Raw genomic sequence first — 12,712 nt, 5'->3', positions numbered from 1 at the left:
GGAGCAAAAGTAAATGAAACGAAATGTTGTGTATGGCTTATTACTAACAGTGTCTTTAATATTTGCGCTTTTTTTAATTGTTGATTGGCGTCAGTACGAAAATGGGTTAGAACACGCTATTAAACCTGCTGATCAAAACTATGAAAACAGCGAAAACTATATTTCTGATAAACGTATGATAGATGTAATTGTAAAGCTAACGGAAGAAAGTCCTGCAACATTTGGAACGAGATTAAAAAGTGCGCAAAGAATAGATGAGAACCGTGTCCATTTGAATACCAATAAGTTAGAAGGTATTATTGAGTTAAAAGATATAGAAGGTAAGACCTTGGTATGGCGTGTCCTAGATAACACATCCAATCATTTAATTATAGAAAGCAAGAACTGGGGAAATGAATAAGGGACCTGCTGATGCTTTTTCTTATGAAAACAGGCCGAGACAAAAGTATGCTAGTGGTGTCTCGGCCTGTTTATACTTTTGTTACCGATTGTTCTTAAAGCACCAAAATAGAGGAGGAAAGATATTTTTGATTAATACTCATTAAAATATTCTTGAATCTTTTTAGGGTCCTTTGTTTTCGTTAAAGCAAGCATTAAAAGAATACGGGCTTTTTGTGGATTTAATGAATCAGATGTAACAAACGTATCTTTATCATCTGATTCTTCATGTGTCACAACCCCGCTTCCTACGCGGCTAGATCTAACAATAACTATGCCTTTTTTTACCGCATCTCTAGCACCTGTTAGGGCAACATCGGATAGCAGCCCATTTCCTGCTCCTGCGACGACTATTCCTTTAGCTCCAGCTTTTACGGCCGTGTCATAAAAGTTCCTAGAGTCGTTTTGATACCCATATATGATGTCTACTCGAGGAAGCTTATCTAATTTTGATACATCGAATATTGATTGCGTTGTATGCTTACGAGTTGCTTTATTATAAAATAATACCTGATCTCCAGCTATTTCTCCTACATATCCCTGTTCAGGAGATTTAAACGTATCCACTGCCGTTGTATGTGTTTTCGTTATATAACGAGCTGCGCCAATTCGATCATTAAGCGCTACTAAAACACCGGTATTTCGTGCTTCTTTTTTAGAAGCAATTTTCACCGCATTATACAAGTTTAGCGGTCCATCTGCACTTATAGCGGTAGCGGGTCTCATTGAACCAACCACAACTACAGGTTTTTCACTTTTTACTACTAAGTTTAGAAAATAAGCTGTTTCCTCCATCGTATCAGATCCGTGTGTCACGACAATCCCGTCAACATCCTTAGACGCTAATAGCGTATTAATTCGTTTGGCTAACTTTAACAAAATGCTGTTATCTATATTTTGACTTCCGATATTTACAACTTGTTCTCCGCTTACATTCGCTAGTTTTTTTAACTCAGGAACAGCTTTAATGATGGTTTTAATATCAAGGGCTCCTGATTCATATCCAGTTGTGTCTGTGCTGCTCTCAGAAGAACCTGCAATCGTACCTCCAGTGGCCAAAATCTTTATATTGGGCAATTTTTCTTTCACTGAATTTTTCACAGTCATTTTAGAATCATTTACTGATGCATTGACCAATGATAAAGGTCCCGAAAATAAGATAACGCTTGATAAAAAGGTGATAATTACTATTCTTTTCAGTTTCATCGTTACTTAGCTCCTTTTACGCAAAAGACATATAACGGTATTATTGGTAAGCTGAATTTAAAATATCCAATCATTTGTCCGCACGAAGAATAAAAAGATAAACGCATTATTTTTATGAGATCCTTTTTGCTTTTTCTCTTAACAATTTTCTCATCTTCTCACATAAGTGAACTTGAGAATCTAAAAGCTTTATTTCTTTTATATCTTCTATTTGTTTAGACATGAGTTCGGCTCCTTTATAACCTTTTAAGGAACTAGTCTATTTTAAAAGATGGAAATCCTTTCGCTTTTTTACCCATTTAACATAATGTAGTCTCTATATAGGGATGAAAATAATGATTTTAATAGGAACGTTTATAAAAAAAATCCTTACTGCAGCAGGGAAGGAGTCATTATTGATATAAGACATGCTTGATATTTATACGGTGAGAGTTGTCTTATTTACTAAAATTCAGGCATATGATGTTTGTTCAAAGTCACATATTACTATAGCTTTTGAAATTAAATTTTAACATTTTAAAATAATTGTTGAAATTTAATTTCAAAGGCGTTATTCTGTACTTGAGAACGATTTCAAACAAAAACAAAGATAGGATGATAAGTAATGCTTGAACATTTAACTACTGAGACTCGTAATGAAAAAACAATGAATCTGGATGAAATGTCCATTTTTGATTTTCTTACAACCATGAATGAAGAAGATGAAAAAGTTGCGAGTGCGATAAAAAAAGAACTTCCTTCTATTGCAAAAGCTGTAGAAGCTATTATAGAAGCTAAGAAACAAGGGGGGCGCCTTATTTATATAGGTGCAGGAACTAGTGGCCGCATCGGCTTGCTTGATGCTGTTGAGTGTCCGCCTACATTTGGTACAAACCCAGATGAAGTAATAGGCTTAATTGCCGGCGGAGAAAAAGCTTTTATCAAAGCAGTAGAAGGAGCAGAAGATAGTAAAGAGTTGGGCATGGAAGACTTACAAAACATTCGACTTACTAAGGTAGACATTGTTGTGGGGATTGCAGCAAGCGGTCGTACACCTTATGTCATTGGAGCATTAGAATATGCTAACTCAATTGAGGCTCAAACAATAGCAGTTAGCTGTAATAAGGGCTCTGATATTGGAAAAGTAGCAAACATTGCAATTGAAGTAGTAAATGGTCCTGAAGTATTAACAGGTTCTACTCGCTTGAAAGCCGGAACAGCACAAAAATTGGTTTGTAACATGCTTTCGACAGCTTCTATGGTAGGTATCGGAAAAGTGTATGGAAATCTAATGGTAGACGTTCAGCTGACGAATGAAAAGCTCGTAGAACGCGCAAAACGAATTGTGATGGAAGCAACTTCATGCACGTATGATACGGCAGAAGAGTACTTAGCAAAAGCAAATTGTAATTCTAAGCTTGCTATAGTCATGATTTTGACAGGCCTTTCATATGAGGAATCTTTACATCGCTTAGAACAAACACAAGGATTTATCCGTCAAGCAATCGTGAATTAAGTAGCGAAACTATAAGGGAGATGAGAACAACTATGAGCAAACATCATCAAACAGCTAAAGAACTGCTTCAAGCTCTTGGAGGCAGTTCTAATATAGCGAATTATACACACTGTATGACAAGACTCCGAGTCACCCCAGTGAATCATAATAGAATTGATGAAGCGAGTATAAAACAAGTGAAAGGAGTGGTAGGAGTTGTCGATGATGATACGTATCAAATTATTCTAGGACCAGGAGTAGTTACGAAAGTTGCTGAACAATTTGGTGTTGTACTTCAAGAAGATTCTGCAGCTTCTTCACAAGAAAAAGCTTCATCTGAAGATTTGACGTCAAAAGGTGCAGATATGAAGTCTGAGCTAAAAAAGAAAAACAATACGCCATTCAAAAATTTTTTACGAAAAGTTGGAAGCATTTTCATACCTTTAATCCCAGCATTCGTAGGTGCAGGTTTAATAGCTGGTATTGCCTCTATTTTAGCAAATAGCATAACTGCAGGAGATCTTGATAAAGATACTTGGCAACAATACGTTACGATTCTTAATGTGATTAAAAATGCAATCTTCAGCTATTTAGTTATTTATGTAGGGATTAACGCAGCAAAAGAGTTTGGCGCTACTCCGGCCCTAGGTGGAGTTATCGGAGGTATTACCCTTTTAACGGGAGTTACAGAAGAGTTTCCTATTATGAATATCTTTACTGATCAGCCTCTAACTCCTGGGCAAGGCGGGGTTATCGGGGTTTTGATTGCTGTATGGTTACTCTCATTTTTAGAAAAATTCTTACGTAGATTTATTCCTGATGCAATCGATATTATTGTAACACCTACAGTTGTTCTTCTAATTGTTGGATTACTAACGATTTTCTTTATTATGCCTTTTGCAGGTCTAATTTCTAGTAATTTAATTGGTGGAATAGATTGGACACTTGAACGTGGAGGGGTTTTTGCAGGTTTTGTACTAGGAGTGGCATTTTTACCATTGGTGATGCTAGGTCTGCATCAAGTATTAATCCCTATTCATATTGAAATGATTAACACAGCTGGTATGACCATCTTGCTTCCGATTCTTGCCATGTCTGGTGCTGGACAAGTAGGTGCAACTTTAGCACTTTGGATTCGTTGTCGTAAAAATAAATCACTTGTTACCATTATTAAAGGGGCTCTTCCTGTCGGAATATTAGGTATTGGAGAACCACTTATTTACGGAGTTATTCTTCCATTAGGACGCCCGTTCATTACGGCTTGTATCGGTGGAGGAATTGGAGGAGCCGTAATTGGAATGTTCGAAAACGTTGGTTCCATCGCTATCGGTCCATCTGGTCTAGCTTTAATTCCATTAATTGCTCATGGTTTATGGCTAAAATATATCATTGGCTTACTTGCAGGATATGCTGGAGGATTCATCTGCACATATTTATTTGGCATACCAAAAGAGGCAATTACAGAAGACTCTAATAACAAAGAAGTATCTGAAACAAAAGCAAAAGCTGAAGTTGCTGCAACAGGTGAGAAAAAAGAAATGAACGATACAACTTTAGAAAGCGCATTCAAACTTCCGTTTGATGGATATATTGTGCCTCTAGAAGGAGTCCCTGATGCCGTTTTTTCTTCAAAGATGATGGGAGACGGTTTTGCCATCGAACCAACTAATAATACTCTTGTTTCTCCTATCAACGGGGAGGTTGTTAGCATCTTTCCTACAAAACATGCCATAGGTCTAAAAACAGATCATGATCTAGAGTTATTAATTCACGTAGGGTTAGAAACAGTGAACTTGAATGGGAAAGGGTTTACATGTCTAATTAAAGAGGGAGAAAAGGTTACACAAGGAACCCCGCTGTTAAAAATAGACCTAAACTACATTAAAGAAAATGCTAAATCACTTGTTACACCAATCATTTTTACAAATTTATCTGAACATAATCAAATACAGTTATTAAAAACAGGGTACAATGAGCAAGGTATAACAAATATTATTGAGCTAGTTTCTAAAAAACAGTAAGTTAATTAAATCTAATTGATTATTTAAGGGTACTTTTCTACATAGAAGAGTACCCTTTTTTACTGGCAGCAATTCATCACTTCTAGAGAGCAACCAGGGCTGGATTGGCTATTGGTTCGTTTTTGTAATATTAAACATTAAGCAATGATAGGTTACTTTTACGCCATTTTCGTCACGATGATTATTTTCATATAAATTGATTAACTCACGAAAAAAGGAAGGGCGCTGACAGTAGCTTTCCTCGTTACTGTTACTTGCTCCAATCTTTTTTATTGATGTAAAAAATGCCTTAACCGTCGGAAAGTATTGAACCTCTAGCTCCGCCGTTTTTGATAGTTTAAATGGATGCTCTCTCAATGGAACTAATGCTTGTTCACAAATTTGAGACAACTCTTCAAGAGAAAAAAACGATTGGCCAGGTGAACTGTTACTGAAAAGACCAAGCTTTTGTTTCACATGGCTGTAGCATGAATGAAGCTCTTGAAACGTACGGTTACCAAAGGTTGAAAATAGCAGGCTGCCTGTAGGCTTAAGTTGTTTATACAATTTTTTAATTGTCGTATGAAGACTATTAAACCACTGAAATGTTGCATTAGAAATAATAAGGTCATAATGTCTTTCTATACTTAGTTCCTCGATATCTCCGCATATGAAAGAAATTCGATCTTCCCTTACTTTTTCCTTTGCTAACTCAATCATTCCTGATGACAAATCAACTGCTGTAATAGCAGCCTTAGGAAATTTTTCGCATAATAACTGTGTTAAATAACCCGTGCCGCAGCCAATTTCAAGAATAGCTATTTCCTGGTTAAAGAAATTGGTGGAAAGCTGATCTATTAATTGGTTTGCCATGCTTTTTTGTACATCGGCATAAGCATCATAAGTTTTAGCATGATTATTAAATCTTTTCTTTAAAAGTTGCTTATTAATCATAAATGAGCTCCTTTTCGAGAAATTTTTCTATAAGTTGCGTACAGTGCTGAGGCTTTGTAAAAAAAGGAATATGGCCAGCTTTTTCTAAAATACACAGCTGCGCTTTTCCACCAATTCTTTCAGCTATGAAAGAAGAAGACTCAGGCAAACATATTTGATCATCTCTTCCATGGATCAACAAACAAGGAGTTTGAATTTGATTGAGTTGCATTCTAACATCTTTTTGGAGTAAATAATCTAGCCCTGTAAGGAGGGAGTACGTACTGTCTCCTTGATAATCACGCTGAACAACTTCAATAAATTGATGATGAAATTCTTCTTCTTTTTCAGATTTAGTGAACATAGCGTTATAAAATGAAGTAAGGGTTTTTTCTTTATTACGCTGTAGTTGTTTTTTCATACGTTCAACGATGCGTTGCTCCCATCCAAATGTATTATGCACGTCGTTTGTAAAGCGACTAGTTCCGCTAATTAATATGAGTCCTTCTATCTTGTTAGGGTATAAATTTGCAAGTTCAAGCGTTACAAGAGAACCTAATGACCAACCCATTAAATAAACAGTACCTTGAGTAGAAATAAGCAATTGGATTGCTCGTTCTCTAAAGTCACTTAGTTCTTTTACACCTCTCCAGTCTGTACACAAAACGTTACATATAGTAGACAATGATTTTATGATTGGTTGAAACGCTGCTTTTTCCATTCCCCATCCGGGAAATATTATAATAGTGGATGGTTTCATTGAATCACACTCATTTCTTTTCCAATTAGAGAAATTCTCTTTATGGCCCAATCTAAATCTTCTCGCGTATGATCGGCTGTTACAGTAAAACGAATTCTTGCTTTATTTTCAGGAACAGTAGGAGGCCTAACTGCAATAGCAGCAATTCCTTCTTTCTGTAAACGCTCTGCAAACTGCATTGTTCTTTTGTTTTCTCCCGTTAAAATTGGAATGATTTGAGATTGACTATTGCATGTGTTAAATCCTTCGTATGTAAGGGCCTTCCTGAAAAATAGTGCATGTTGTTGAAGAAGTGCGCGGCGCTCTGTGTCTTGTTGCACCTTTTCAATTGCAGCCGTTATTGCACCGAGTATAGCAGGGGGAAGAGCAGTTGAATAAATGAGTCCTCGCATTCTATTTTTCAAATAATCTATGAGCCACTGTTTTCCCGTAACATAAGCTCCAAATGACCCTAGCGCTTTACTAAACGTTCCCATTTGAATATCAATTTTATCTTGCAGATTAAGAAAATGTGCATATCCTTCACCATTTTTCCCGTATACACCGCTTGCATGAGCCTCATCAACCATTAGTAGGGCGTTATATTGCTCTTTTAATTTAACAAGCTCCTTGAGCTTGGCGAAATCACCATCCATGCTGAAAACAGTATCTGTTACAACTAACTTCCGTGACTCTAAGGGAACTTTTTTTAATAAATTTTCTAGGTGGTTCATATCGTTATGGCGATAGCGTTGAAGTTTTGCACGGCTCAGTAGGGCCCCATCAATGATACTTGCATGATTTAACTTATCGCTGAAGATGAAGCCATTACGCGGAACCAAGGCTGAGATGATTCCTAGGTTTGCATTATAACCACTATTGATAATAAGTCCTGCCTCAGCTTTCTTCCAATTAACAAGGGCTCTTTCTGTTTTCTCGTAAAGGAAGTGATTTCCTACTATTAAGCGTGAAGCTGTTGCTCCTACTCCATACGTCATCACAGCATCACTCATTGTTTTCTTCAGTCCACTATCTCCTGCATAGCCTAAATAGTTATTAGAGGCAAGGTTTAACATTTTACGTCCATTGACTGTAAGCCATGGTTGTTCAGCAAATTCTGTAGTAACAAGGTGCCGTTTTTGAAAAATTTTATCTAAATAGGCAAGTTCTCTCTTAATATCTTCTTCCCAATACAATACACTCTCACCACCGACAATGAAATTAGTTAACTTTAATTTTTAAATAGTTAACATATATATCTAATCACTCCTTTAGAAGAGTGTCAAGATGAGAGAGGTTATAAAAACTCTTGAATAAAAGAAGCAAACTCCTAACGGTAGGGAGTTTGCTTTTTTTGTTCTTTAAATATTCCTGTTTAATAACAAACATCTTTTCCAACATGTTTTGGATTTATTTACACACATCATATTAATCTAGCAATTTTATTTACTTTACTTAAACACTTCATATTGATTATCCTCATTTTCTTAGTTATAATGTAATTGTTACATTTGTAATAATAATGTAATATAATTGTAACTTATATACATTTTTGCGGTGTTAGATAGAATGGTAGCTAATTTTAAAAAATGAAAATCTGTTTATGGGTAAGCCCTTAGCGATTGTGGAAGCAGCCGCGAGGGGAAAACTTTAGATAAAAAGGTGAGGACGATGTTGAAAAAAATATTTATTTTAGTTGTTCTAGGATATATATTCTTGAGTAGCAAGTATTTTCTTCAAAATTATGTGTATGCGGGCACGTATGAGCAGGATATAAAGGTTAACGATGACTTAGTGTCGAGTCTTCTTTTAGAAGAAGCTGTTTTTTGACGGCTTTTAAGGCGCTAAATTTTATATAAAGAGGTAATGGGTAGAGTTGTAATTTCTTAATGTTGTCGGTCTCTTCCCTTATCTTCACAGGTAAAAAGCAGGCGGTAGTTAACATAATTGCAGGACTTCAGGTCCTAATAGATTTTTACATTGCCTAGACAACAACGAAGTAGAGAAGAACGATGTAGTTGAGAAGAGAAGGCTGAGGGAGTAAGAATAAAATGAAAAACTATTTAAATGTGGAAGAAGGAAAAAATAGCTGGAAGCGTTATGTAAGTACAACAATCCTTGCTTCTGTGTTTATGCTGTTAGGATCCATTATTTATATTATTGCTGAAATGATAATGGTTGCAGCTGATGAAAGTGGAAAATCATATGTTGATTTTGATAGCGGATTAGCTGTAGGAATCAATGCTAATCTTGATTTTCTGTTGTCTCATATTATGTACATATGCTGGATTTTTGGTTTATGGATCGGGATTCGTTTTATTCACAAACGAAAAATGAAATCACTAATCACTGCTAACAAACGTGTGAACTGGAAGAAAGTAATATGGTCTTTTGGAGCTTTTAGTCTGTTACTAATCGTTTCACAGTTAATTGATGTCGTGTTTAACCACTCGGATTATTCATGGAATCATGTAAGTTTAAAAGAGTATGCCCTGTTAGTACTGATCACGCTTTTATTAGTACCTATTCAAACAACAACCGAGGAGCTGTTTTTTAGAGGTCTTCTTCTTCAATGGGTGGGTAAGAAAGTGAAGCGTCCAATTTTACTTGCGATTATTGTGGGACTAATGTTTTCAATAGGTCATTTTGCTAATCCCGAAATGAATAAATCCATTATATTGGTGGGACTAGATTATATTGTAGCTGGTTTTGCTCTTACATATATCGCGGTTAAAACAAAAAGCTTAGAAATTACCATTGGCGCACACGCAGCCAACAACATGTTTCTCGCTCTGTTCCTTACAACGGACGATTCTGTTTTCGGGTCTATACCGAGTTTGTTTAAGGTAGCTAACACTGAGCCAGGAGCTAACCTTATTTGGTCGATTGTTATGTTCAGTGTTTTCTATATCTTATGTAGAGGGAAGATAAAAAAGGAAGAAGCAGCTGACAAAGATCAGCTTATTGCTTAAATTGGCAGAACCAATACCTAAACAGGATAGGAGATGTAACAGAGTGAGTGGAAATCACGATGAAAATAAACCATTGACTCGTGCAGAAATGAAGCGGGGCCACTTAGCTACTCAACATCGTATTTTAAATGTGCTTATCGTTCTTGCATCGATTGCTGCAGTATATCTAGTAATAAAAACCATACTTTAAAAGAGCAGCCTTAAAGGCTGCTCTTTTTATTTTGTAAAAACACGCGCACGCAACTACCAATTGAAAAAAGCTTTTAACGAAATCATTGTAGCCGCGTAGACAAGAGATGAGATTAAAAAGGTTGGCAAATGCGCATGTTTTTCAAAAGGGAGCTCTTTACTGATGACGTTAAATAACATTGCACCTGAACTAAAAGCAATCATCGACTCAATAAGCAGGCCTGATGAGGGGCCAAAGACGCCCAAAATTGACCCAAGAAAAGTTGCTCCGGCAAGCATATAGCGACCTCTAGTTTTGTGTAAGCGCGGATGTTTTTTTCCTAGATGGTAAGACCACCCGATAAAATGAAGGCTGATAGCCAGTCCGTAGAATACTGATTCAACTCGCTTAACATCGGTTGAAAACACGACATAAGAAATGATAAAAGAATAAATCATAAAAAAACTAGCCTGTACCATATAAACGGTCAGTTCCGTTAGGTGAGTGGCTGCTTTTGTCTGAGCAAATGAATACACTGAAAAATAGACGAGTAAGCCGAGAAGACCAAGAAAATATAGTTCAGTATCAAGGGCTAGCGATCCTCCAAACTCTTCTTGTTTCTTATGAAGCGTCGGTAAGATATAAATAAATACATAAGCAATAGCTACACCGCCTGATAATGAGAGCAGCTTTTGCTCCCCGATTGGAGAACGTTCGACAATCGTTAATGCGTATAATTGAATGAGGATAAAAACAATACCTATTATAATTGATTCAATTGTAACCATGGTGGTCTCCTTTTAAGGTTCACTTTTAGGGTTTAATTCCCTTTAATAGAAGAAGAGAAACCATGATTTAGATAGAAACATTGCTCAATTATAGGTAGATGTTCGTAACCATCATACTTTTAAGAATGGTGTTAGTTTATAGTATATACATATTTTACTTACTTATTATTAGCTAGAGAAAGGGTATTTATTATAAAGGAAAGCTGTTGAGTTCGTGGATGAAGGCAAATTCATTCTGTATTTTGGTATAGCTAGAACGTTCAAATGGCGGCCCTGAAGGTTTTCTTTAAGAGAACACTTTCCTATTCCTTTTATTTATTATGTTAACTAAGAAACAACATTATGATATAAAATATAGAAAAAATGTTATTATATAGATATTGTTCTGAAAATAAAATGATGTATGGGGGATATCAGCTAATATGTTTTTTGTCATTATAGGATTTATAGCCGTCTTTATCACTTTATGTTCGTTAGAAGCTAAGCTAAGAACGATAGTGAAACAAAATGATAGATTAATTAAATTACTTGAAAAAAAGAACAGATACTAACAAAAAATCACCTAATAGGATAGTTGGGTGCTTTTTTATCGTGTAGGAGGATTTAAATTGAAAAGGAAGTTTTTGTTTTTAGGACTTATATCTATTTTTTTATTAGTATTGGGTAGCTGTGGCAGCAAAGAAGAAAGTGTGCGTTTCGAAGGTGAAGGAGATCATTGGAAAGCTTTATATCTTTTAAATAAAGGAGAGAATACTGAAAATGGGCAAGGCAGTATCATCTATAAAGGAAAAGACAAGGAGAAAGTAGGAAAAGTTTCTTATGTTGTTGAAGGGGAAACAAGCAAATTATCAGGTACGGATGACGAGACAGAAGGGAAAATTAATTTAAATGGAAGCTGCAGCGGGTGTTCGACTCAAAGCAGCAACGCTCCTTATCACGTGACAATAAAATGGAATGGGAAAGAAGATAAATTTGATTTAACATCAAAGTAGAACGATAAAACGTTGTATGTATATGAAACTAAAAATCTGGCCACGTTAATAACATATTTTTCCTATTCTAATCAAGTTAAAAATCCTTTGCCTACATCAGGGAAGGATTTTTTTAAAAAATTTTGCATTTATTGGTTGTTAATCTGAATAAAGGGGAATTACATCTAGTAAGAGCATACAAAGGGGATAAATAGTAGTGACAAATTATAGGTACTATACGGGATCCCTGTTCGTCAGGGAATTAGAACGTTTAAAAGAAGAATATATTCAACTTGATCTCGATGATATGAAAAGAATGGTTGAAGAAGATATTTTACTGTTGGAAAAAGCGGTTAATATGCTGTCTACGAATACCATTTCTTAAGTTAAGCAACTTACTCAAGAAGCAATAAAGCATTATTTAATGACTGCTGTTCATTCAATTTTTAAAAAAAGCTACCTCTTTTGACTGGGAAGAGGTGGTCTTTTTCAATTTCTAGACTGGATAGGGCATATGAAACAAAAAAAGCGTTTGAAAGAAGTTTTATAACATTTCCTAGTTTCTAACAAATGTTGCCCAAACAAAAAAAGGACATTTCTTCTATGCCCTGTTCCCTCATATCAGCCCCGCCTACGCTAAATACTATGACAGCCACTCATGCCATCCAACCTATACTTAGTATAAACGAAAACGTTTACAAAGTAAAGATATTAATGAAATATTCTGTCTATTTTTTAGATTAAACGTATCTATTTGGAATAATATCAAATATAATAGATGAAATTTTTAATGTCTAGAGATTAACTCACTCATTAATCTGTTTAAAGCAATGTGTAATATATCATGTTCTGTATACTCTTGTTCAAAGGCTAGACTTCTTTTTTCTTTTTTCCTCAACAACTTTCTAATTTCCTCACATAAGTAAATTTGAGAATCCAAAAGCTTTATTTCTTTTCTATCTTTTGTTTGTTTAGACATGAAATCAACTCCTTTATGATTCTTTAAGGAACTATTCTATCTT

Annotated in this window: 13 protein-coding genes and 1 pseudogene; 8 read left to right on the top strand and 6 right to left on the bottom strand. The window is 35.5% G+C overall.

Annotation, left to right across the window (positions count from 1 at the left end):
• Positions 1-13: 13 nt before the first annotated feature.
• Entirely contained in the window at positions 14-400 is a 387-nt protein-coding gene (locus LJY09_RS18410; protein ID WP_154974186.1) for a hypothetical protein, read from the top strand.
• Between the two features lie 131 nt (positions 401-531).
• Here the strand turns inward: LJY09_RS18410 and LJY09_RS18405 are convergent, their stop codons facing one another.
• On the bottom strand, positions 532-1,644 hold the full coding sequence (locus LJY09_RS18405; protein WP_028414880.1) for a type II asparaginase: 1,113 nt from the start codon (positions 1,642-1,644) through the stop codon (positions 532-534).
• A gap of 604 nt (positions 1,645-2,248) precedes the next feature.
• On the opposite strand from LJY09_RS18405, the gene murQ reads away from it, so the two are divergent.
• The 3 genes and pseudogenes from murQ to LJY09_RS27720 all read left to right on the top strand — a co-directional run bounded on the left by murQ (position 2,249) and on the right by LJY09_RS27720 (position 5,139).
• Positions 2,249-3,139, top strand: a complete 891-nt coding sequence (murQ, locus tag LJY09_RS18400; protein ID WP_028414879.1) for an N-acetylmuramic acid 6-phosphate etherase — start codon at positions 2,249-2,251, stop codon at positions 3,137-3,139.
• A gap of 32 nt (positions 3,140-3,171) precedes the next feature.
• Positions 3,172-4,578, top strand: a pseudogene (locus tag LJY09_RS18395) (PTS transporter subunit EIIC); the annotation flags it as partial.
• A 78-nt stretch (positions 4,579-4,656) separates the two neighbouring features.
• Positions 4,657-5,139, top strand: a complete 483-nt coding sequence (locus LJY09_RS27720; RefSeq protein ID WP_243550272.1) for a PTS sugar transporter subunit IIA — start codon at positions 4,657-4,659, stop codon at positions 5,137-5,139.
• Positions 5,140-5,247: 108 nt separating this feature from the next.
• On the opposite strand, the gene bioC is transcribed toward LJY09_RS27720, so the two are convergent.
• From bioC to bioF, 3 genes are read right to left on the bottom strand one after another with little or no spacing between them, the layout of a single operon-like run.
• Entirely contained in the window at positions 5,248-6,072 is an 825-nt protein-coding gene (gene bioC, locus LJY09_RS18390; protein WP_154974183.1) for a malonyl-ACP O-methyltransferase BioC, read from the bottom strand.
• Positions 6,065-6,811 (bottom strand): alpha/beta fold hydrolase, encoded by a 747-nt coding sequence (locus tag LJY09_RS18385; RefSeq protein WP_154974181.1) that lies wholly within the window; start codon positions 6,809-6,811, stop codon positions 6,065-6,067. The genes bioC and LJY09_RS18385 overlap by 8 nt, the downstream gene beginning before the upstream one ends.
• Positions 6,808-7,986 (bottom strand): 8-amino-7-oxononanoate synthase, encoded by a 1,179-nt coding sequence (bioF, locus tag LJY09_RS18380; protein ID WP_154974179.1) that lies wholly within the window; start codon positions 7,984-7,986, stop codon positions 6,808-6,810. Before bioF ends, LJY09_RS18385 begins: the two co-directional genes overlap by 4 nt.
• A gap of 855 nt (positions 7,987-8,841) precedes the next feature.
• On the opposite strand from bioF, the gene LJY09_RS18375 reads away from it, so the two are divergent.
• Together LJY09_RS18375 and LJY09_RS18370 are read left to right on the top strand one after the other, a co-directional pair.
• Positions 8,842-9,762, top strand: a complete 921-nt coding sequence (locus LJY09_RS18375; protein ID WP_034267433.1) for a CPBP family intramembrane glutamic endopeptidase — start codon at positions 8,842-8,844, stop codon at positions 9,760-9,762.
• 43 nt (positions 9,763-9,805) lie between these two features.
• The gene (locus LJY09_RS18370; protein ID WP_014458831.1) at positions 9,806-9,952 is read left to right on the top strand and encodes a hypothetical protein; all 147 of its coding nucleotides are present in this window, start codon (positions 9,806-9,808) and stop codon (positions 9,950-9,952) included.
• Positions 9,953-10,005: 53 nt separating this feature from the next.
• Here the strand turns inward: LJY09_RS18370 and LJY09_RS18365 are convergent, their stop codons facing one another.
• Positions 10,006-10,719 carry a hypothetical protein gene (locus LJY09_RS18365; protein ID WP_014458832.1) on the bottom strand — a complete coding sequence of 238 codons (714 nt, stop codon included), beginning with the start codon at positions 10,717-10,719 and terminating at the stop codon, positions 10,006-10,008.
• A gap of 608 nt (positions 10,720-11,327) precedes the next feature.
• Between LJY09_RS18365 and LJY09_RS18360 the strand changes: the two genes are divergently transcribed.
• Complete coding sequence (locus LJY09_RS18360; protein WP_028414874.1) at positions 11,328-11,711, top strand: hypothetical protein; 384 nt, start codon at positions 11,328-11,330, stop codon at positions 11,709-11,711.
• 196 nt (positions 11,712-11,907) lie between these two features.
• Entirely contained in the window at positions 11,908-12,075 is a 168-nt protein-coding gene (locus LJY09_RS18355) for a hypothetical protein (RefSeq protein WP_165573610.1), read from the top strand.
• Positions 12,076-12,477: 402 nt separating this feature from the next.
• Here LJY09_RS18355 and LJY09_RS18350 read toward each other — a convergent pair whose 3' ends face one another.
• Positions 12,478-12,669: a hypothetical protein gene (locus LJY09_RS18350; RefSeq protein ID WP_034267423.1), complete on the bottom strand. Its 192-nt coding sequence runs from the start codon at positions 12,667-12,669 to the stop codon at positions 12,478-12,480.
• Positions 12,670-12,712 lie beyond the last annotated feature (43 nt).

It is taken from the genome of Priestia sp. J2, from assembly GCF_020790095.1.
Classification (GTDB): Bacteria; Bacillota; Bacilli; order Bacillales; family Bacillaceae_H; genus Priestia; species Priestia zanthoxyli.
This window is presented reverse-complemented; position numbering and strand designations above follow the sequence as displayed.